Genomic DNA, 21,670 nt, shown 5'->3' on the forward strand with positions numbered 1-21,670 from the left:
GAATGAGGAGGTTTCGACAGCCATGAACACATCAGCAGAGGTTCGACGCAAGGACGGACAGCCTGCCATGCACACGCCGCCGGTCGTGTCGCCGCAGGCCTGGGAAACCGCCCGCCGGCAGTTGCTCGTCAAGGAAAAAGCCCAGACCCGCGCCCGCGACGCCCTGGCCGCCGAACGCCGGCGCATGCCGTGGATGGCCGTGGAGACGGCCTATGCGTTCGAAGGCCCGAAGGGCAAAGTCAGCCTGCTCGACCTGTTCGAGGGCCGCCGCCAGCTGATCGTCTATCGCGCCTTCTTCGAGCCGGGTGTGTTCGGCTGGCCCGAGCATGCCTGCCGGGGCTGCTCGATGGTGGCCGACCAGGTCGCGCATGTCTCGCATCTCAACGCGCGCGACACCACGCTGGTCTTTGCCTCGCGTGCGCCGCAGGCCGACATCACGCGGCTGAAGGCACGCATGGGCTGGCACATGCCCTGGGTCACCATCACCGATAGTTTCGATGCCGACTTCGGCGTGCATGAATGGCACGGCACGAACGTGTTCTACCGTGACGGCGACCGTGTGTTCCGCACCTACTTCATCGACAATCGCGGCGACGAGCAGATGGGCGGCACCTGGAACTACCTCGACATCACGCCGCTGGGCCGCCAGGAGCTCTGGGAAGATTCGCCCGAGGGCTATCCCCAGACCCCGACCTACAAATGGTGGAACTGGCACGACAGCTACGTCGCGGACGCCGAGCCCGACAAGAAATGGGTCGAGGTGTCGGATGCCGGAGAGGCGGCGTTCCGGAACCGGCCTGCCGGGACGAAGGCCTGAGCCGGGGCGTTCCGGAAGCATCCGGCGGGCCGCGACGCGGCCCGCGCGGGTGAGGCCCCGTTCAGTGTCGACGCCGGCGGCGCCCACCAGCAGGAAAGAGACGATGACCACGCTCTATGCCGGCGGATGCGCGTGCGGTGCGCTCCGCTACGAAACGCGCAGCGAACCCATTTTCGAGAATGATGGCGAAGGTCTCGACCGCGACCAGCGAGGCGACATCGGGCATGGACCCTATCTGACCTTCCCCCGGCGAGCCGATATGACGATCATGGGCGCAGTGAAGACCTGGCGAGCCGCAGACGACAAGGTCCACGCCTTCTGCCCGACCTGCGGAACGCCGGTCTATCTGACCTTCGCTGCAATGCCGGAGGTCGTGGCGGTCCATGCGGCGAGCCTCGACGATCCAGGCCAGCTCCATCCGCAAGTCGTTCCCTACGGCGTTCGTGACCATGCGTGGGACACGATGGATGCTGCCTTGCAGGCATTCGAGAAAATGCCCGGCTAAGGGTCCGTCGGACAATAAGAGAATCGGTCGCGACGCCTGCCGATCCCTTCCCCCTTGTGGGGAAGGGTAAGGGATGTGTGCGGACCGGATAGATAGGTAACAGAACGGACCGGAAAGATAGGTGACAGTTCTCTGTCGGCTGGGAGGAGCAGCCGATGCCGTGGAAAGAGAGCTGCGCGATGGATCAGCGACTGGGCTTTGTCAGCGAATATCTGTCTGGGGATTGGACGGTGACGGAGCTTTGCGAGCGCTACGAGATCAGCCGAAAGACGGGCTATAAGTGGATCGATCGCTATCGGCTGTTGGGCGCGTCCGGCTTGGCGGAGCGGTCGCGTGCGCCGCACGAGCATGGGCGGGCGACGCCGGAGCACCTGGTGGAGGCGATCCTCGGCTTGCGGCGCAAGCGGCCGAGCTGGGGCCCTCGGAAGCTTCTGTTCACGTTGTCGACGGCGGAGCCGGCCCAGGACTGGCCCTCGGTGTCGACGGTCGGGGCGCTGCTGAAGCGGGCCGGGCTGGTGAGCGATCGGTGTGTTCGGCGCCGTGCGCCACCGCGGGTGGGAGAGCTGACGGTGCCGCAGCGCGCCAACCATGTCTGGGGGGTGGATCACAAGGGCTGGGTGCGGCTTGGCGATGGGAGCCGGGCCGAGCCGTTGACGATGACGGACGGGTTCAGCCGCTATGCGCTCAGCGTGACGGCGACGGGCAGCACCGCGCACGAGGAGGCCAAGCCATTGTTCGAACGGGCTTTTCGGGAGTACGGCCTGCCCGAGGTGATCCGTTCGGACAACGGCGTGCCGTTCGCCTCGACCGGGGTGGGCGGGCTGTCGGCACTGTCGGTCTGGTGGATCAGGCTGGGGATCAAGCCTGAGCGGATCGACCCGGGCCATCCGCAGCAGAACGGCCGGCACGAGCGTTTCCATCTGACGCTGTTGGAGGCGATGCGGCCACCGGCGCGGAACCGGGCGGCGCAGAACCGGCGCTTTGCGGCGTTCGTGCGCGACTACAACGAGGAGCGGCCGCACGAGGCGCTCGGCCAGCGCACGCCGGCCAGCGTCTACCAACCCTCGCCGCGTCCGATGCCCCGGCGCCTGCCCGAGCCGGCCTATCCGAGCGAGGCTGCGGCGCGCCGCGTGCGCTCCAACGGCACGATCAAATGGCAGGGCGACCTGGTGTTCCTTGGCGAGGCGCTCGTCGGCGAAGCCGTCGCCGTGGAGGAGACCGAAGACGGCAGCTGGCAGGTTCGCTTCTTCGACGTGCCGCTCGGCTGGATCGACCGCGGCAAGACAAAATTGCGCCGCCGCGCCGCCCCCGGGGCGGCGCGGCGAAGACCGAAACGTGAACGAGTGTCACCCATGTATCCGGTCTAAAATGTTACCTATGTTTCCGCTGGACAGATGGGGGGCGTGCAGGACGAGTTCCATCCTGTGGGATCCCCACCTCGTACTCCTCCCCACCCATCTCGGGTGTTCCCGAGATGGGCGGAGCAAGAAGGCAAGTCGGAAACATCCGACTTGCCGGGGGAGGAGAGTGGCCGGCGCCGCGTTTGACGCATTTATTCGTCGACGCGTTCTAATCGGAGCTTCTTTCTTTCGCAGAGCGCAAGCATTTGATCTTGCGAGCTAAAACCGGATCGACGGACGTCTCTACTGGGTACGGGCGACGGCGAGGAGGTCGAAGGCCTTGGCCTGGATCGGCGTCGGGCGGGCGGCGATGGCGAAGGGCATGCCCGGCGCGGTGGCGATCTCGACGGTGTTGCGGGTGAGGGTGGCGAGATCGGCGATCAGGGTGTGGAAGCTGTGCACGGGCAGGCCGTCCGGGGTGAGGCCGGTGGTCTGCTTGGTGACGGCGGCGGGCGAGCGCTGGGCCTTGGCGACGACGCTGGGGCGCAGCGCCTCGGCGGCGTCTTTGTCGGTGTCGTCGTAGAGCATGGGCGCCAGGCGCCGGCGCATGTGCCATTCGAGATAGTAGCCGAGCATGCACAAGAAGACGTGAGCGCGCACCCGCTCGGGCAGCCAGTGGTAGACCGGACGCACATGCAGATCGACGGTCTTGATCGAGCGGAAGGCGCGCTCGACCAGGCTGAGGGATTTGTAGGCTTTGACCGTGGCGGCATCGTCGAGCGTCGAGGCGGGCAGGCTGGTGCGCACGGCGTAGAGGCCATCGAGGGCGGCCTCGGCGGCGATCTCGGCGGTCTTGCGGGCGAAGGTGAAGCTGGTGTCGGTGATCTGAAGCTCGAAGTGCTTGGCCATCTTATGCCGGTCGATCACGGCGCCGACGGCCAGGCCGATCTCGGCCTGGCCGCGCAGCGGCTCGCGCTTGCGCCGCACCGCGGCGGCGATAGGAGCGAGGTGGCGCTCGGTGGCGCGCAGGAGATCCTCGCGCTTGCGGGCGCGCTCGGCGGCGAGCGCCTGATTGCGGCAGACGATCAGGCGCTCGCCCGGGAAGTCCGGTGAGGTGATGGCCGCCATGTCGCGATCGTCGAACAGCGACATCTGGAAGGCGCCGCCCTCGAGCAGGCCGCGGATCGCCGGGGCGCGCAGCGCCGTGATCCAGTCGAGCCCGGCCGGCCTGATGTCCTCGGCGATGCGGGCCTGAGTGATCATGCCCCTGTCTCCCACCAGCACGACATGGTCGAGGCCGAAGCGCTGCTTCAGCTTGGCGACCTGGTTGCCCAGCGTGGAGGGATCGCCGGTCGAGCCTTCGAAGACCTCGACAGCGACCGGGCAGCCGTCAGGGGCGCAGAGCAGGCCGTAGACGATCTGCAGCTTGCCCTTCTTGCCGTCGCGATTGTAGCCGAACTGGGCCAGCGGGCAGCAGCGGCCCTCCATGTAGCTCGACGTGACGTCGTAGAGCACCAGCGTGCCGCCGGCGAGATGGCGCCGGGCCAGTGCCGTCTCGATCGCCGCCTGGCGCTCCGCCAGCCAGTCGAGAGCGCTGTAGAGGTCCGCCTCGTCCACCGGCCCCAGCCCGAGCTCGGCGCCGAGGCTGGAGGCGGCGGTATCGGGTGACAGTGCCCGCGCCGCCGCGAGCTTCGAGCTTGGATCGAGGATGCGGCTGACGATCAGTGCCAGGACGAGATCCCGGCAGCGGTTGCCGGCAGGCCCGAGCAGCCGGTCGAGACCGATCTTGCGGGCGGTGCCCAGCGCCGCGGCGACATGGCCGTGCGGCAGGGCGCGCACAATGCTGATCGCCTCCCGGTCGGGCGGAAGCACCGTGCCGCCCTTCAGCAGCATCCTGAAGCCGGCGATGCGCTCGGTCGGCCAGTCGGACAGGTTGAGCAGCGTGCGCTTCTTGATCTTGCCGCCCTCGCGATAGCTCTCGCGCAGCAGGATGGCCGGCGGGGAGTCGCGGTTGGGGACGGATTCGATGTACATGGCGCCATTTTACGGCACAATCTCATTCAAAACAAGCCGAAATTACCAGTTTACATGGCTACATTATGAGCACACAGAAGCAACCTTCTGCCGAAAAATCAGGCGCTTGGCGCGGTCGGAAGAAGGAAGCTCCGTCTAATCTTACTGCGTCACAAGCGTTGTGGGACAGTCGGTGGCTTGCGCGGTGCGTTGCAGCAGGGACAGCGCTGCAGGCTGCCGGCGAGAGCGACGGTGAGGCGTCGGCGCATGGAGGCGATCGAGTTGGGCATGTGCCGTTCGGGCCGGGTCGGCGGCGCCTCGGGGTCGATAATCGTCGGGAAGGGCAGGTTGCGGGAGGTTCGCGGCGGTGCCCGGTCCGGAGGGGGGAATCGTCTCCCTTTCGGAGACCAGGAAGCCGTAGGCGGCGATGCACAGGGTGGCGTGATGGTGGAAGCCTCGCCAGCCTCGCCCTTCGTAGTGGCCGAGCCCGACCTCCTGCTTGAGGTCCTGGTGGTCGCGTTCGATGCGCCAGCGCAGCTTGGTGACATCGACCAGGTCGGCGAAGGGGATGGCCTCGGGCAGGGTGGAGAACCAATACTTGACCGGCTCCGCCTCGCTTTCGGGCCATTCGATCAGCAGCCATTCTTCCGGGCGCGGCTGGGTGAGCTGCTCGTCGCGGTGGGCCGGGCGCACGCGCACCCTGGCGTAGCGCGAGCTCAGCCAGTCGGCCGCGCCCTCGCGCCAACGGATGGTTTCCCAGGCCGAAGCCGGCAGGCTGAGCGCCAGGGCCTTGACCGTGACCGGCCGATGCTCGGCATCCCGGCGCAGGCGCGTGCCCGGCCGGCCCCGGCCGCTCCGCTCCCTCGGCGGCAACGGCCCGGTGCCGGGCGGCCACACCGTCATGGTCGACGTCAGGCCCGCTGCGTAGCGAAGGCCGAGGGCGGTGATCTCGGTGCGCAGGCGCGTGTCGACGCCATAGCCGGCATCCATCAGCACCGTCCCTCGTGGAAGACCTGCCGCACACGCCGCCCGCAGCTGGGCCAGCGCGATCTCCGGCCTGGTCGCAAACGCCACCTCCGGCGGCACGCCCGCCTTGGCCCGCCGCAGCGGATCTGCCGCCCAATCTTCCGGCAGGCTGGCGGCATGGCTGGCGATCGACAGGCTCACCGCCACCTGGCAGTTGTCCTGCTTGCCGAGCTGGCCGCAATCTTGCCGCGTCACCCCGACCGAATGACGCCCCTTCTTCGGAAAGCCCGTGTCATCGATGATCCAGGCTTCGATCGGCCCACTGCGCTCGATGGCCGGCAGAACCTGCTCGCGCACCTTGGCCAGCACCGGCTCATCCGACCACGGCGCATTGCCGACAAAATGCAGCAGCGCCTGATGCTGCGCCGCCACCCGGGACGGCGCCGTCACCGCCGCCATCGGCTCCACGCTCTTGCGCTCGCCCGGCAGCAGCAGCCCGAGACAATAAGCGCGCAGCGGCTCCGCCCGGTCCGCATGCCCGATCACCCCGACAAGACCCTCGACATAGCTCGAAAAGCGCGCTTCACTCTCCCGGCTCGCCAAACCGTCCATCCCACCCTCCGATGATGCCGGCCAAATCAGTCCAACACCATACGCCGGCGGCTCGCCCCAAAATACCGATCCAATCCGCGGCTTTCTGACTCAGTAAGACTAAGGACCGCCGGCCCAATAGAAAAGCCCGCCCCGGATGCCGGGGCGGGCCTGTCGAAGCGATCCGCAGGGATCAGTTCTGAATGTAGGTGATCTTGCCGTCGGCGCCCTTCTGCCACGTGTACATCACGTAGTCGACGGTCGTGCGGTCACCCTTCTTGTCGTAGGAGATGTCGCCGAGCACGGTCTTGAACACCTTGCCCGAATGCATCACATCGGCCAACTTCTTGGGGTCGGTCGACTTGGCTTCCTCCGCGGCCTGGGCGAAGATCTGCGTGGCGGCATAGGAATAGAGCGTGTAGCCCTCGGGGTTGATCCCCTTGGCCTCGAAGGCCTTGACCACCTCGGCCGCCGCCGGGTTCTTGCGCGGATCGGGGCCGAAGGACATCAGCGTGCCGATGACGCCCTCGCCGCCGATGGTGGCGAACTCGTCGGAGGTGATGCCGTCGCCCGACATCATCACCGTCTTGAGGCCCTGGTCGCGCATCTGGCGGATGATCAGGCCGCCTTCGGTGTGCAGGCCGCCCCACATCAGGAGGTCGGCGCCCGACGCCTTGATCTTCGAGACCAGCGCCGAATAGTCCTTCTCGCCGGTGTTGACGCCTTCATACAGCACTTCCTTGACACCGCCGGCATTGAGGAAGCCCTTGGCGGCATCCGCCAGGCCCTGGCCGTAGGTGGTCTTGTCGTGGGCGATGGCGATCTTCTTGTCCTTGAAGTTGGCGATCGCATAATCGGCCCACAGCTTGCCCTGCTGGTCGTCGCGGCCGCAGGTGCGGAAGGCGTTCCACAGGCCGCGCTCGGTCACCTTCGGGTTGGTCGCCGCCGGGGTGATGAACAGGATGCCGTTCTCCGCATAGACCTCGGAGGCGGGGATGGTGACGCCCGAGTTGAAGTGGCCCACCACCAGGGTGACGCCGTCGCCGACGAACTTGTTGGCGACCGACACGCCCTGCTTGGGATCGGACACGTCGTCGCCGGCCTGCAGCGACACCTTCTCGCCGTTGATGCCGCCCTTGGCGTTGATATCGGCCACGCCCTGCTCGGCGCCGTTCTTGAGCTGGGCACCGAAGGCGGCGTTGGGGCCGGTGATCGGACCGGCGACGCCCATCTTGATCTCAGCCTGGGCAACGCCACTGAAGGCGAGGCCGGCTGCCAGCACGACACTGGTCAACCAAAGTTTTTTCATGTGACTCTCCCTGGTGGTGTTCCGGCGCCGTGACGACGGCTCCGGTGTAGCGGAGGCAGTGACGCCTGGGCGAACATTCTGCGCAGTTTGGCGTCCTTGTCATCCGGTTTCGAAAAATTCGTCTGATGTTCCCTGATGTTGGCGTCAACGTTTCGCGCGCCAGGCAAACGGCCCGGCCGGCTCGAACAGCCATGTATACTTGGATACCATCTGGCGGACCCGCGTCCGGCGATAGCCGAGGGCGCCGATGACCTGCACGACGATCAGGTCGACGAGAAAGTAGTGTGGAGACAGCAGCGTGCCCTGGAACAGCGCCATGTGAATGAAGCGCACGGCCGCGGCCAGGAGGACGAGATAAAGGACGAGCACGGGATAGGGCCGCCAGGTCTGCGCGCAGGCGCGGCCGGTCATCCAGGCCCCGGCGCCCCCGAGGATCACCGTGACCAGCACGAACAGCCATGCCGAGGATTCTTCGTAGAGGACGCCCTGCATCAGTGCCTCCCGCCTTCCAGATAGGCCGCCCGAACCTCGGGCCGCGACAGCAGGTCCTTGCCGGTGCCGGACATGGTGACTGCGCCGTTGACCAGGACATAGCCGCGATGTGCGAGCTTCAAGGCGTGGAACGCGTTCTGCTCGACCAGGAACACGGTCAGATTCTGGGTGCGGTTGAGGTTGCGGATGGCGTCGAAGATCTGCTTGACGATCAGCGGCGCCAGGCCGAGCGAGGGTTCGTCGAGCATCAGGAGCCGTGGCCGGCTCATCAGGGCCCGGGCGATGGCGAGCATCTGCTGCTCGCCGCCCGAGAGCGTGCCGCCGCGCTGGGCGATGCGCTCCTTGAGGCGCGGAAACAGCTTGAACATCGCCTCCAGATCCTGCTCGAAATGGGCATAGCCGTCGATCGACGCGCCCATCTGCAGGTTCTCCATCACGGTCATGCGCGGGAAGATGCGCCGGCCCTCGGGAGACTGGGCGATGCGCAGGCGGGCGATCTCGTGCGGCGCCATCCGGGTGATCTCGCGGCCTTCATAGAGGATCTGGCCGTGGCGCGCCCGCGGCGAGCCGAAGATGGTCATCATCAGCGTCGACTTGCCGGCGCCGTTCGCCCCGATCAGGGTGACGATCTCGCCCTCGTGCACATCGACGTCGACACCCTTCAGGGCACAGATATTGCCGTAGAAAGTCTGGACGCCGCGCACCGAGAGCAGCGGGGACGTGGACTGTTCGCTCATAGCCCGACCTCCGCCTCGACCTTCTCGACCTCGTCGTCATCGACGCCGAGATAGGCGGCGATGACCTTGGGATCGTTGCGGATCTCCTCGGACGTGCCGTCGGCGATCTTGGTGCCGTAGTCGAGCACCACGACATGGTCGGAAATTTCCATCACCACCGACATGTCGTGCTCGATCAGGAGGATGGCGGTGTCGTGCTCGGCCCGGATCAGGCGCAGGAGCGTGTTCAGCTCGTTGCTTTCCCTCGGGTTGAGGCCGGCCGCCGGTTCGTCCAGGCACAGCAGGGCCGGCTCGGTGCACATGGCGCGGGCGATCTCCAGGCGGCGCTGGTCGCCATAGGGCAGGTCGCCGGCCGGGTCGTCGGCGCGATCGGTCAGCCTGATCCTGTCGAGCCAGTACTTGGCCCGCTCGATCGCCGCATGCTCCGCCCGGGTGTAGACCGGCAGGCCGAAGATGCCGAGGATGGAGAAGCCCGAAGCCTTCAGCAACGGATTGTGCTGGGCCACCAGCAGGTTTTCCAGCACGGTCATGCCGGCGAACAGGCGGATGTTCTGGAAGGTGCGCGCCACACGGGCCGACTGCGACACCAGGAAGTCGGGCATGCGCTCCAGCAGGAACAGCCGGTCGGCGCCGACGGCGGCGGACCGGCCGGCCATGTTGGTCAGGGCGTCGAGGCCGTTCCAGGCGCTCATCCCGCCATGGCGAAGGGCGATGCGGCCGCCGGTCGGCTTGTAGAAGCCGGTGATGCAGTTGAACACCGTGGTCTTGCCGGCGCCGTTCGGTCCGATCAGGGCGGTGATGTCGCCGCGGCCGACCTGGAAGGCCAGGTCGTTGACCGCGACCAGGCCGCCGAAGCGCATGGTCAGATGGTCGACCTTGAGGATAGGATCGTCGATCCAGCGGGCGCTCATCCGTGACCCTCCTTCACGAGGTCGCCGGACACGGTTTTTCGCTCCTTGAGGAAGGCCGTCGGAGTTCGGTGCGAGATCAGGCCGCGCGGCTTCCACAGCATCATCAGCACCATGCCGGCCCCGAAGAGCAGCATGCGGTACTTGGTGGCGTCGAAGTCGGGGCCGAAGATCTGCTTGAGGAAGTCGAGCTCGCGCATCACCTCGATGCCGCCGATCATCACCACGGCGGCGATGACCACGCCGGCCAGGCTCCCCATGCCGCCGAGCACGACGATGGCCAGGATCATCGCCGATTCGTTGAAGATGAAGCTCTCCGGCGAGATGAAGCCCTGGCGCGCCGCGAAGAAGGCGCCGGCAAAGCCGCCGAACATGGCGCCGATGGCGAAGGCCGTGAGCTTGGTCTTGGTGGTGTTGATCCCCAGCGACCGGCAGGCGATCTCGTCCTCGCGCAGTGCCTCCCAGGCGCGTCCGATCGGCAGGCGGCGCAGGCGCACCGTCACCGCCGCGGTGACGAGCGCCATGGCCAGGATCAGGTAGAACAGGAAGATAGTGCGATAGATCGGCGAGAACGGCAGGCCGAAGAAGGCGGCGAAGCCGGTGTCCGAGGCGTTGAAGGGCAGCCCGAAGAAGCTTGGGCGCGGAATGCCGGAAATGCCCTCGTAGCCGTTGGAGAAGTCCTTCCAGTTGATCAGCACCAGGCGGACGATCTCACCGAAGGCTAGGGTGACGATGGCCAGGTAGTCGCCGCGCAGGCGCAGCACGGGAAAGCCGAGGATCACGCCCCAGAACGCCGCCAGGATGCCTGAGAGCGGCAGCAGCACCCAGAACGACAGGCCGAACTGGGTCGAGAGCAGGGCGTAGGAATAGGCGCCGACGGCGTAGAAGGCGACATAGCCGAGGTCGAGCAGGCCGGCGAGGCCGACGACAATGTTAAGGCCCCAGCCCAGCATCACATAGATCAGGATCTGGATGCCGTAATTGTCGATCCACTTGATCGATCCGCTCGGGCCGTGGATCGCGACCATGACCAGGGGGTAGGCGAGGGCGGCACCGAGCAGCACATAGGCGGTCGCGGGCTGGCGCAGCACCGTGGCGATGCCGCTGCCGAAGTCGCGGGCGACGGCCCTGCGCCGATCGGTGAAGAGGTCGGCGGCGATGGCGATGACCAGGCCGACGGCGACCAGGGCGGTGCGCGCCTTCATCGACACGGCATCCTCGGCGGTGAGGATCTGGAAGGCGCCGTAGAGCGCGACGCCGATGCCGACGACCGAGATCAGCCACCATCGCCGGTCGCCGACGAAGGAGAGCAGGAAGCGGCCGAAGGCGATGATGAGCACCAGGGCGATCAGCAGCGGGATCGCCGTCGTCAGGACCACCTTGTTGGAGATGTCCTGGACCGTGACCAGGCCGACCGTCGGCAGGAACAGGCCGAGGGCGACAAGGCCGGTGGCCGCGGCCTGCTTCAGGCCGCCATAGACGTCCGCCGAGGCCTCGGCGTCGTTGTGATCGACTGCCGCCATGTCACACCTTCTCGACTTCGGGTTTGCCGAGCAGACCTTGCGGCAGGAAGATCAGGGTGATCGCCAGGATCGAGAACGCTGCCACATCCTTGTAGTCGATCGAGAAATAGGCCGACCACATGGTCTCGATCAGGCCGATCAGGATGCCGCCCAGCACCGCGCCGGGCAGGGAGCCGATGCCCCCGAGCACCGCGGCCGTGAAGGCCTTCACACCGGGCACGAAGCCGTCGGAGAAGCTGACGACGCCGTAATAGGTAAGGTAAAGCACGCCCGCCACCGCAGCCAGCGCCGCGCCCATGACGAAGGTGAGCGAGATGGTGCGGTCGACGTCGACGCCGAGCAGCGCCGCCATCTTGCGATCCTGCTCGCAGGCGCGCTGGGCCCGGCCGAGCGGCGTCTTGGCGACGAGGTACCAGAAGCCGGCCAGCAGCACGCCGGTCACCAGGAAGATGATGATCTGCTTGTAGGAGATCACGGCGTCGAAGGTCTCCGAATGCATGACCGTGATGGTCTCGGAGAACATCGGCGCGATCGCCTTGTTGCGCGGCCCCTGCGCCACCTGCACGAAATTGGCCAGGAAGATCGACATACCGATGGCCGAGATCAGCGGCGCCAGGCGGAAGGAGCCTCGCAACGGTCGATAGGCCACTCGCTCGATCGCCCAGCTCCACAGGCCGGTGAGCGCCATGCCCAGGATCAGCACCACCAGCAGCGCAAGGGCCACCGAGGAAATCCCGAGCCAGGTCGTGAGCAGCAGGAAGATGATGAGCGCGATGAACGCGGACAGCATGAACACGTCGCCGTGTGCGAAGTTGACCATGCCGATGATGCCGAAAACCATCGTGTAGCCGATGGCTATGAGCCCGTATATGGACCCGAGAGTCAGCCCGTTGATGAGCTGCTGGACAAAAACTTCTATCGACACCGGACTTTCCCCTTGTGAACGCCGCCGTTTTTTTTCCGCATGGCGCCTCTTGCCGAGACAGTTCTACATGCGGGGAAAAGCGGTCGTCCGAACCCGTCCCCTCCTTAGCAAGGGACTTGGAACGTGACAATCGCGCGCCTGCGTCGACTTGTCAAAAGAACGATATGAGACGGAAACAGCGACGGGAGAGTCGAAAAGCAGACAGTGAATACGAAGTCAGCGCACGAAGATTTCGCGGCGCGGGCAAGAGCGGGGCGTGAACAAGCAGTCGACAAGTTCAGGAGATATCACAAATTCGTGGGCTCGGCGGGACACGCCGGGATCGAGGCTTTGTTCGGCCGGCTTTCCGCAACGATCGCCGTCGATCTTCACCGATGGAACAGCTTCGTCAGCGGCAAGGCCCGCGGCGCCGGCCGCCGGGGACGGCTCGTGGCCGCCGCCTGCCGCGGCTCGACTTCGCCCAATCCGGCCGGGAACCAGGCGACCATCGTCGGGATCGGCGCCGACGGGTCGCTCGGAGAGTCCATGCCGTCATGCGCAGGCTGTCCATGCCGTGTCCGCGAGCCGGGCTCGGACCGGCATGCCGGGATCAGCGCGCGGGCGATGCACCGGTCCCGGGCGATCCGGCGCGGGACCGGGCCAGCGCCTCGGGCGTGTCGACGTCGAACAGCGCCGCGTCGCCCGTGGTCGCCACCTCGACGACGGCATCGGCGTGGGCCTTGAGGATCTGGCGCGCGCCGGAATCCCCCTCCAGCGCCTTGAGGTCCTCGAAGAAGCGCCGCGCCCACAGCACCGGGTTGCCGCGCCGGCCCTCGACCGTCGGCAAGGCCACCAGCGCTCCCCTGGCGGGCTCGAAGGCGCCGATCAGCCGGTCGATCAGGCCGGCATCGACGCCCGGCATGTCGCCGAGGCAGATCACCGCCGCGTCCGCCTCGGCCGGCACGGCCGCGATGCCGGCCCGTACCGAGGTCGAAAGCCCCTCGGCATAATCCGGGTTGCGGGTGAAGGTAAGGTCGAGGCCGGCGAGCGCGGCCCGGACCTCGGCCTCCTGGTGACCGGTGACGACGATCACCGGGCCGGCGCGCGAGGCGAGGGCGGCCTCGGCGGCGATTCGCACCAGTGGCCGCCCCTGCACCTCCTGCAGGAGCTTGTTCGGCCCGCCCATGCGCGTCGAGCGGCCGGCCGCCAGCACCACGGCCGCGACCTTCGGCGTCTCGGCCTCGACGGCGCCGGCGCGCGGCTGCGGCCTGGTGACGATCTCCATCAGCAGGCCGCCGACACCGAAACCGGTGATGTCGCCGCGGGTGACGGGAACGCCGGCGAGCAGGCGGTGGAGCACCCAATCGAAGCCGTTCTCCTTCGGGCTGCGGGCGCAGCCGGGAGCGCCGAGCACGGGCCGGCCGCCGAGGTCGCCGAGCAGCAGCAGGTTGCCCGGGTCGACCGGCATGCCGAAATGCTCGATCTGCCCGCCCGCCGCCGTGATCGCGGCAGGAATGACGTCGCGGCGGTCGGCGATGGCCGAGGCACCGAACACGATGGCCATGTCGGCATTGTCGACGGCGCGCAGGGCCCGGGTCAGCGCGCCGGCCTCGTGCGGCACGCGGGTGTCGGCGACGATGGTGGCTCCGGCCGGCGCCAGGCGCTCCGCCAGGACACGCAACGTCTTGGCGACGACGCTGTCCTTGAGGCCGGGCAGCAGGGTCGAGACCACGGCGACGCGCAGTGGCCGGAACGGCGCCACCGTCAGCACGGGCGCATCGAGCGCGTCGAGCGCCGCCGCCAGCACCGGGCGGTCCACGGCGAAGGGAATGATCTTCACCGTGGCGATCATCTCGCCCGGCTCGACGGTGGCGAAGGCCGGCAGCGTGGCGAAGGTGATGCTCTCATGGACGCGGTTGAGCGCATCGATGCGGAGCCGATCGACCACCAGCACGCCGGCCGTCTCGGCGAAGAGGTTGACCCGGCCGGTGAAGGGGGCCTCGACATGCACGCCGCCGTCGGCGACGCGCGCGGCGATCCGGGCGGCCGCCTCGTCCTCGGAGACGTCGTCGGCCGTCAAGCGCGAGACGACGATCTCGGCGACGCCCTCGCGCTTGAGCGCTGCGATCTCGGCGGCGCCGATGCGGGTGCCCTTGCGCAGGACGAGCTCGCCCTTGCGGATGGAGTGAGCGGCGACGCCGCCTGCCGCCTCGTCGACGGGAACCGAGCCGAAGAACATCGCTCAGGCCGCCCTTGCCCGCTTCTCGCCGCTCTCCAGCCTGAGCGCCGCGGTGATCTCGGCGACGATGGAGACGGCGATCTCGGCCGGGCTGATCGCGCCGATGTCGAGGCCGATCGGCGCGCGGATCCGGGCGAGGGCGGCATCGGAGAAGCCGGCCTCCCGCAGCCGATCGAGCCGGCGGGCATGGGTCTTCCGCGAGCCGAGAGCGCCGATGTAGAAGCACTCGCGCTCCAGGGCATGGTGCAATGCCGGGTCGTCGATCTTGGGGTCGTGGGTCAGCGCCACGAAGGCGGTGTAGCGGTCGATGCCGAGCGGAGGCAGGGCGACGTCGGGCCATTCGGCGATCAGCGTGCCGTCGGGAAAGCGCTCGGACGTCGCAAAGGCGGTACGCGGGTCGACGACGACGGGCTCGTGTCCGAGCAGGCGGGCGAGCGGCACCAGGGCCTGGCTGATATGCACCGCGCCGATCATCACCAGCTTCACCGGCGGCACGTGCACGGTCAGGAAGAACGACCGCCCGTCATGCTCCACGGTGGCCGACTTGCCCTTGCGGACCTGCTCGGCGATGGCGGCGGCAAGGGGATCGCCCGGCAGCGGCGCCCCCTCCACGACCCGCTCCTCGCCCGTGCCGATGTCGGTGACCAGGACGACGGGACGCCGGGCGGCGCGCGCCGCGTTGACGGCCTTGAGAGAGGCGAGCTTCATGATTCAGTCCAGCTTCTCGACATAGACCTTGATCGAACCGCCGCAGGAGAGGCCGACCCGCCAGGCCGTCTCGTCGGCGACGCCGAACTCGAGCATCCTGGGCTGGCCGGAGCCGATCACCTCCACGGCCTCGGCCACGACCGCGCCCTCGACGCAACCGCCCGAGACCGAGCCGAGGAAGTTGCCGTCCTCGTCGATGACCAGGCTGGAGCCGACGGGGCGCGGCGCCGAGCCCCAGGTCTCCACCACGGTGGCAATGGCCACGCCCTTGCCGGACTCGCGCCAGGCTTCGGCCCTGGCCAGGATGTCGCTGTCGGATGCCAGATCCATAGCTCGTGTCTCCTATCCCTCTCCCGGCGGGGCGGTCAGGCCACCTTCCTCAGCCACGCCGCCGGATCGGACGCGGCGTCGGCCTCGCGCCCCAAGGCCTGGACCAAGTCGCCCATGCTCCTGAGATTGTGCATGGTCCTGAATTCGTCCACATGCGGCAGCATCGCCTTGATGCCCGCCGCCCGCGCCTCGAAGGCCTGGAACCGCAGCAGCGGGTTGAGCCAGATGAAGCGCCGGCAGGACCGGTGCAGCCGGTCCATCTCGTGCACCAGCCCGGCATCGACATGCCGCTCCAGCCCGTCGGTGATCAGCAGCACGATGGCGCCCTGGCCGAGCACCCGGCGCGACCAGTCCTTGTTGAAGCGCTCGAGGCAATGGGCGATGCGCGTGCCGCCGTCCCAGTCCTTCACCATCTTGCTGCACTGCTCCAGCGCCACGTCCGGATCCTTGGTACGCAGGGCCCGGGTGATGTTGGTGAGGCGCGTGGCGAAGACGAAGGCATGCACCCGCCGGCCCTGCTCGGACACGGCGTGGAGGAAGTGCAGGAACAGCCGGGAATAATCGGCCATCGAGCCGGAAATGTCGCACAGCGCCACGATCGGCGGGTGCTTGCGCGCCGGGGCGCGGAAGGCGATGTCGACCACGTGGCCGGCATTGCGCATGGCCGAGCGCAGGGTGCGGCGCAGGTCAATGGTCCGGCCGTCGCCGGGCACCAGGCGCCGGGTCTCGACGAGGTCGACCGGCATGCGCAGCCGCGCCATCTCGCGCTTGGCCTTGGCGATCTCGGCCGCGCTCATCTGCGCGAAGTCCTTGTCCTTGAGCACCTCGCGCTCGGACACGGTCAGCTTGGCGTCGAGCTCGAGCACCTTGTCCTCGGCCACGTCCTTCGGCGCCTGCTTGAACATCGCATCGTTGACGCGCTGGCTGCCCGCCTGCGGCTTGGAGCGCTTCTGCGACCGGTCGATCGCAGCCGGCGACAGCATGGCGATGAGCTTCTCCATCAGGGCGCGCTTGCGCCAGAAGATGGCGAATGCCTGCTCGAACAGCAGGGACTGCTCGTGCCGCTTCACGAAGACGGCATGCAGCGTCCAGTAGAAGTCCTCGCGGTTGCCGATCCGCGCCGTCTCGACGGCGGCGACGGCGTCGAGCACCGAAGCGGGCCCCACGGGCAACCCGGCTTCGCGCAGGCACCGGGCGAAGTAGACGATGTTCTCGGCAAGGCGCCCGGTGGGTTCGCTCATCACTGCGCCGCCTGCAGCTCCGCGCGCATGCCGTCGATCAGCCGCTTGGCCTCGGCGCCGGAGATGCGCGCAATGTCGTCCTGGTATTTCAGCAGCACGCCGAGCGTGTCGGACACCAGCGCCGGGTCGAGTGCCACCGCGTCGAGCTCGGTCAGGGCCGTCGCCCAGTCGAGCGTCTCGGCGACGCCGGGCGCCTTGAACAGATCCTCCTTGCGGATGGCCTGGACGAAGCCCACCACCTCGCGCGACAGGCGGGCGGCGACGCCGGGCACCTTGCGGCGCAGGATCTCCAGCTCGCGCTCGGCGCTGGGATAGTCGACCCAGTGGTAGAGGCAGCGGCGCTTGAGCGCGTCGTGGATCTCGCGGGTGCGGTTGGAGGTGATGATCACGATCGGCGGCTCGGGCGCCCTGATGGTGCCGAGCTCGGGGATGGTCACCTGGAAATCGGAGAGTACCTCCAGGAGATAGGCCTCGAAGGCCTCGTCGGTGCGGTCGAGCTCGTCGATCAGCAGCACCGGCGCGCCGCCGATGCCCGGCGTCAGCGCCTGCAGCACCGGCCGGCGGTTGAGAAAGCGCTCGGAGAAGACCTCGCTGCCCAGCGCGGTGCGGTCGACGTCGCCCGCCGCCTCGGCGAGGCGGATCTCGACCATCTGCGCCATGGTGTTCCACTCGTAGACGGCGGAGGCGATGTCGAGGCCTTCATAGCATTGCAAGCGGATGAGGGGGCGGCCGAGCACCTTGGACAGGACCTTGGCGATCTCGGTCTTGCCGACCCCGGCCTCGCCCTCCAGGAACAGCGGCCGCTTCATCCGCAGCGCCAGGAACAGCACGGTGGCAAGGTCGCGCCCGGCGACATAGTCCGCGCCCGCCAGGAGCGTGGTCGTCGCGTCGATCGAAGCGGGAAGGGCAGGCGCAGCAGTCATGAAACCTCAACCTCTTGTCGTGCGGCGCCTCGGGCGCCGCGTCGGGATTTGGCGAAGACCCGGCGACCCGCTCTCGGCTCCCCGAGCGGAACTGCCGGGCTCTCTCGCGGAGCGACCCTGACAGTCCGCGGATTCTGAAAGTCCGAGCAGGGCGTCCCGGGCCGGAACCGCGCTCCGGTCCGGGACGCCCTGCTCGATATCGTCCGATGATATAGGCCTTCGCGGCCCGGACGTCAGGGGGGCCGCGCGCAAATCCAGCCCCGCTTCGGCGAGCGCCCGCTCGTAGGTTGCGGCATTCGCGGCGTCGAAGCAGCAGAAGATCACGCGTTCCAGCCGGCCGGGCCGGCCGAGGGCCTCGACCGTGGTGCGGACCGCGATGGCGGCGGCCCGGTCGACGGGGAAGCGGTAGATGCCCGTGGAGATCGCCGGGAAGGCGATCGACCCGAACCCGTGGCTGCGGGCCATGGCGAAGCAGCTGGCATAGCAGGCGGCAAGCACGTCGTCCTCGCCGCCGCTGCCGCCGTTCCACACCGGGCCGACGGTGTGGACGACATGGCGCGCCGGCAACCGGTAGCCTGCGGTGACCTTGGCCTCCCCCGGCTTGCAGCCGCCGAGCATTCGGCACTCCATCACCAGCTCCGGACCGGCGGCGCGATGGATCGCGCCGTCGACGCCGCCTCCGCCGAGCAGCGAGGAGTTGGCGGCGTTGACGATGGCGTCGACGGCGAGCCTGGTGATGTCGCCGGTGACGAGATCGACCTTGACGCCGCCGACCAGGGCCGCCATCGCCCGGCCAGCCGGGCTACTGCGCCGCCGCGACCGCGCGGCGGGTCATCACGCCGATCAGGTGGGCGCGATAGTCGGCGCTCGCATGGATGTCGCCGTTGAGGCCGTCGGCCGAGAGGCTGACGCCGTCGAGCGCCTTGGGCGAGAAGCGCTTGGACAGGGCCTCCTCCGCGGCGGTGTGGCGGAACACGCCGTCCGAGCCGGCACCGGTCACCGCGACGCGCACGCTGGCGCCGCGCTTGGCGACGAACACGCCGACCAGGGCGTAGCGCGAGGCGGGATTCGGGAACTTGACGTAGCCGGCCCGGCCCGGGATCGGGAAGGTGACGCGGACGATGACCTCGCCGTCCTCCAGCGCGGTGCTGAACAGGCCGGTGAAGAACTCGTCGGCCGGGATGCGGCGGCGGTTGGTGACGATGGTGGCGCCGAGGGCCAGGGCCGCGGCGGGGTAGTCGGCCGCCGGGTCGTTGTTGGCGATCGAGCCGCCGATCGTGCCGCGCGCGCGGACCGCGGGATCGCCGATCAGGCCGGCGAGATGGGCGAGGGCGGGGATCGCCTCGGCCACGGCCGGGCTGGTGGCGACCTGGCCGTGCGGCGTCATCGCGCCGATCACCACGGCGCGGCCCTTGACCTCGATGCCGACGAGTTCGGCGGCGCCGCCGAGATCGACGAGGGTGCCGGGGCTGGCCAGGCGCTGCTTCATGGTCGGGATCAGCGTGTGGCCGCCGGCGAGCAGCTTGCCGTCCTCGGCCTTGGCGAGCGCGGCGACGGCGGCGCGGAGCGAAGCCGGGCGCTGATAGTTGAAGGCGTACATGGGGGTCCTCCTGATGGAGCGTGGGTCGGGCCCACGAGAATCCGGGCGAAGATCGGCCGGAAGGCGGTGGCCGCCTCCCGGCTGGGTCCGTGCTATTCCGCGGCCTTGCGCAGCTTGTTGGCGCGCTGCACGGCCAGCCAGAGCGCCTGGGGCGTGGCCGGCATGGGCACGTCCTCGCTGCCGATGGCGTCGGTGAGGGCGTTGATCACCGCCGGAGGCGCCGCGATCGCGCCGGCCTCGCCGCAGCCCTTGATGCCGAGCGGGTTGGAGGGGCAGCGCGTCTTGGTCATGCCGACATTGAAGGACGGCAGGTTGTCGGCGCGCGGCATGCAGTAGTCCATGTAGGAGGCGGTCAGGAGCTGGCCGTCGGCATTGTAGACCGTGCCTTCCAGCAATGCCTGGCCGACGCCCTGGGCGATGCCGCCATGGACCTGGCCCTCGACGATCATCGGATTGATCAGCTCGCCGAAGTCGTCGACAGCGGTCCAGCGATCGATGGTGGTGACGCCGGTCTCCGGATCGATCTCCAGCTCGCAGATATGCACGCCGGCCGGGAAGGTGAAGTTGGTCGGGTCGTAGAACGCGCCCTCCTTCAGTCCCGGCTCCAACTCCTGGCCGGAGAACTTGTGGGCGATATAGGCCTGCAGCGCCACCTCGCCGAATCCCAGGCCCTTGTCGGTCCCGGCAACGGTGAAGCGCCCGTCCTTGAACTCGATGTCGCCCTCGGAGGCTTCGAGCACGTAGGACGCGACCTTCTTGCCCTTGGCGATCACCTTCTCGACCGCCTTGACGATGGCCGACATGCCGACCGCGCCGGAGCGCGAGCCGTAGGTGCCCATGCCGAACTGCACCTTGTCGGTGTCGCCGTGGACGATGGAGACGGAGTTGATGTCGATGCCGAGCCGGTCGGAGACGAGCTGGGCGAAGGTGGTCTCGTGGCCCTGGCCATGGCTGTGCGAACCGGTGAGCACTTCGACGGTGCCGACCGGGTTGACCCGGATCTCCGCCGACTCCCACAGGCCGACGCCGGCACCGAGCGAGCCGACCGCTGCCGACGGGGCGATGCCGCAGGCCTCGATATAGGCGGAATAGCCCAGACCCCTGAGCTTGCCGTTGCGGGCGGAGGCGCGGCGGCGGGCCGGGAAGCCCTTGACGTCGTGCAGCTCCATCGCCTTGTCCAGCGAGGCGGCATAGTCGCCCGCGTCATAGGCCATGATCACCGGCGTCTGGTGCGGGAACTTCCGGACGAAGTTCTTCCTGCGGAACTTGGCCGGGTCCATGCCGAGCTCGCGCGCCGCCACCTCGACTAGGCGCTCAACCACGAAGGTGGCCTCCGGTCGGCCGGCGCCGCGATAGGCGTCGACCGGCGCGGTGTTGGTATAGACCGCGTCGACCTCGGCATAGATCGCGGGGATGTCGTACTGGCCCGACAGCAGCGGCGCATAGAGATAGGTCGGCACCGAGGACGAGAAGGTCGACATGTAGGCGCCGAGATTGGCGATGGTCTTCACCCGCATGCCGAGAATCTTGTTGTTCTCGTCCATGGCCAGCTCGGCATGGGTGACGTGGTCGCGGCCATGGGCGTCGACCAGGAAGGCCTCGGTGCGGTCGCTGGTCCACTTCACCGGGCGGCCGGCCCGACGCGAGGCCCAGACGCAGACCGTCTCCTCGGCATAGATGAAGATCTTCGAGCCGAAGCCGCCGCCGACATCGGGGGCGATGACGCGCAGCTTGTTCTCCGGCGCGATGCCGATGAAGGCCGACAGCACCAGGCGGGCGACATGCGGGTTCTGCGAGGTGGTGTAGAGCGTGTAGCTCTCGGTGCCGGCATCATAATCGCCGACGGCCGCGCGCGGCTCCATCGGGTTGGGCACGAGGCGGTTGTTGACGATCTCCAGCTTCGTGACGTGCTTGGCCTTGGCGAAGGCGGCGTCCGTCGCGGCCTTGTCGCCGAGATGCCAGTCGAAGATGGTGTTGTTCGGCGCGACGTCGTGCACCTGCGGCGCGCCCTTGTCCTGGGCCCGCGCGGTGTCGACCACGGCCGGCAGCACCTCGTAGTCGACGACGATCGCCTCGGCCGCGTCCTTGGCCTGGGCCAGGGTGTCGGCGACGACCACCGCGACCTGGTCGCCGACATGGCGAACCTTGCCCTGGGCGAGGGCCGGGTGCGGGCCCGCCCGCATCGGCGTGCCGTCCTTGGAATGGATCATCCAGCCGCAGATCAGCCCGCCGACCTTGTCGGCCGCCAGATCCTCGCCGGTGTAGATGTCGACCACGCCGGGCATGTGCCGGGCAGCCTGCAGGTCGATCGACCTGATCTTGGCATGGGCGTGCGGCGAACGCAGGAAATAGGCATGAGCCTGGCCCGCACGGTTGATGTCGCTGGTGTAGTTGCCTTTGCCGGTGATGAAGCGAAGGTCTTCCTTGCGGCGCACCGAGGCGCCGACTCCGGTCGCGGTCATCGCGATTCCTCCAAATGATGATCTTGTTGGGGTCAACAAAGAGCCGCGCAGTGCGCGGCCTT

19 protein-coding genes are annotated in these 21,670 nt (G+C 68.2%); 3 read left to right on the top strand and 16 right to left on the bottom strand.

Annotated elements, in window-relative coordinates:
• Positions 1-22 precede the first annotated feature (22 nt).
• The 3 genes from AC27L4_RS29570 to AC27L4_RS29580 all read left to right on the top strand — a co-directional run bounded on the left by AC27L4_RS29570 (position 23) and on the right by AC27L4_RS29580 (position 2,689).
• Positions 23-817 carry a DUF899 domain-containing protein gene (locus AC27L4_RS29570; protein WP_487146211.1) on the top strand — a complete coding sequence of 265 codons (795 nt, stop codon included), beginning with the start codon at positions 23-25 and terminating at the stop codon, positions 815-817.
• Between the two features lie 103 nt (positions 818-920).
• Complete coding sequence (locus AC27L4_RS29575) at positions 921-1,322, top strand: GFA family protein (protein WP_487146213.1); 402 nt, start codon at positions 921-923, stop codon at positions 1,320-1,322.
• Positions 1,323-1,477: 155 nt separating this feature from the next.
• A complete protein-coding gene (locus AC27L4_RS29580) occupies positions 1,478-2,689 on the top strand; it encodes an IS481 family transposase (protein ID WP_487146214.1) in 1,212 nt (403 codons plus the stop codon).
• Between the two features lie 276 nt (positions 2,690-2,965).
• Here AC27L4_RS29580 and AC27L4_RS29585 read toward each other — a convergent pair whose 3' ends face one another.
• From AC27L4_RS29585 to AC27L4_RS29660, 16 genes are all read right to left on the bottom strand, one after another.
• Entirely contained in the window at positions 2,966-4,696 is a 1,731-nt protein-coding gene (locus AC27L4_RS29585) for an IS1634 family transposase (RefSeq protein ID WP_487141143.1), read from the bottom strand.
• A gap of 141 nt (positions 4,697-4,837) precedes the next feature.
• The gene (locus tag AC27L4_RS29590) at positions 4,838-6,253 is read right to left on the bottom strand and encodes an IS701 family transposase (protein ID WP_487146215.1); all 1,416 of its coding nucleotides are present in this window, start codon (positions 6,251-6,253) and stop codon (positions 4,838-4,840) included.
• A 172-nt stretch (positions 6,254-6,425) separates the two neighbouring features.
• Complete coding sequence (locus AC27L4_RS29595) at positions 6,426-7,541, bottom strand: branched-chain amino acid ABC transporter substrate-binding protein (protein ID WP_487146216.1); 1,116 nt, start codon at positions 7,539-7,541, stop codon at positions 6,426-6,428.
• Positions 7,542-7,685: 144 nt separating this feature from the next.
• Complete coding sequence (locus tag AC27L4_RS29600; RefSeq protein WP_487146217.1) at positions 7,686-8,033, bottom strand: DUF6867 family protein; 348 nt, start codon at positions 8,031-8,033, stop codon at positions 7,686-7,688.
• Entirely contained in the window at positions 8,033-8,770 is a 738-nt protein-coding gene (locus AC27L4_RS29605) for an ABC transporter ATP-binding protein (protein ID WP_487146218.1), read from the bottom strand. Before AC27L4_RS29605 ends, AC27L4_RS29600 begins: the two co-directional genes overlap by 1 nt.
• Entirely contained in the window at positions 8,767-9,681 is a 915-nt protein-coding gene (locus AC27L4_RS29610) for an ABC transporter ATP-binding protein (protein ID WP_487146219.1), read from the bottom strand. The genes AC27L4_RS29605 and AC27L4_RS29610 overlap by 4 nt, the downstream gene beginning before the upstream one ends.
• On the bottom strand, positions 9,678-11,201 hold the full coding sequence (gene livM / locus AC27L4_RS29615) for a high-affinity branched-chain amino acid ABC transporter permease LivM (protein WP_487146220.1): 1,524 nt from the start codon (positions 11,199-11,201) through the stop codon (positions 9,678-9,680). The genes AC27L4_RS29610 and livM overlap by 4 nt, the downstream gene beginning before the upstream one ends.
• Position 11,202: 1 nt before the next feature.
• Entirely contained in the window at positions 11,203-12,120 is a 918-nt protein-coding gene (locus AC27L4_RS29620) for a branched-chain amino acid ABC transporter permease (RefSeq protein WP_487146389.1), read from the bottom strand.
• 595 nt (positions 12,121-12,715) lie between these two features.
• The gene (locus AC27L4_RS29625) at positions 12,716-14,344 is read right to left on the bottom strand and encodes an NTP transferase domain-containing protein (protein WP_487146221.1); all 1,629 of its coding nucleotides are present in this window, start codon (positions 14,342-14,344) and stop codon (positions 12,716-12,718) included.
• Positions 14,345-14,347: 3 nt separating this feature from the next.
• Positions 14,348-15,052: an XdhC family protein gene (locus AC27L4_RS29630; RefSeq protein WP_487146222.1), complete on the bottom strand. Its 705-nt coding sequence runs from the start codon at positions 15,050-15,052 to the stop codon at positions 14,348-14,350.
• Between the two features lie 3 nt (positions 15,053-15,055).
• Positions 15,056-15,382: an XdhC family protein gene (locus tag AC27L4_RS29635; RefSeq protein ID WP_487146223.1), complete on the bottom strand. Its 327-nt coding sequence runs from the start codon at positions 15,380-15,382 to the stop codon at positions 15,056-15,058.
• A gap of 35 nt (positions 15,383-15,417) precedes the next feature.
• Positions 15,418-16,623, bottom strand: coding sequence for a vWA domain-containing protein (locus AC27L4_RS29640; protein ID WP_487146224.1), 1,206 nt, complete (start codon positions 16,621-16,623; stop codon positions 15,418-15,420).
• Positions 16,623-17,546, bottom strand: a complete 924-nt coding sequence (locus AC27L4_RS29645) for an AAA family ATPase (protein WP_487146225.1) — start codon at positions 17,544-17,546, stop codon at positions 16,623-16,625. Before AC27L4_RS29645 ends, AC27L4_RS29640 begins: the two co-directional genes overlap by 1 nt.
• Before the next feature lie 6 nt (positions 17,547-17,552).
• Positions 17,553-18,332, bottom strand: a complete 780-nt coding sequence (locus AC27L4_RS29650; RefSeq protein WP_487146226.1) for an O-acetyl-ADP-ribose deacetylase — start codon at positions 18,330-18,332, stop codon at positions 17,553-17,555.
• Positions 18,333-18,348: 16 nt separating this feature from the next.
• Complete coding sequence (locus tag AC27L4_RS29655) at positions 18,349-19,146, bottom strand: FAD binding domain-containing protein (protein ID WP_487146227.1); 798 nt, start codon at positions 19,144-19,146, stop codon at positions 18,349-18,351.
• 92 nt (positions 19,147-19,238) lie between these two features.
• Positions 19,239-21,608 (bottom strand): xanthine dehydrogenase family protein molybdopterin-binding subunit, encoded by a 2,370-nt coding sequence (locus AC27L4_RS29660; RefSeq protein ID WP_487146228.1) that lies wholly within the window; start codon positions 21,606-21,608, stop codon positions 19,239-19,241.
• Between the last annotated feature and the right edge of the window lie 62 nt (positions 21,609-21,670).

It is taken from the genome of Labrys sp. Lb11 (assembly GCF_057554225.1).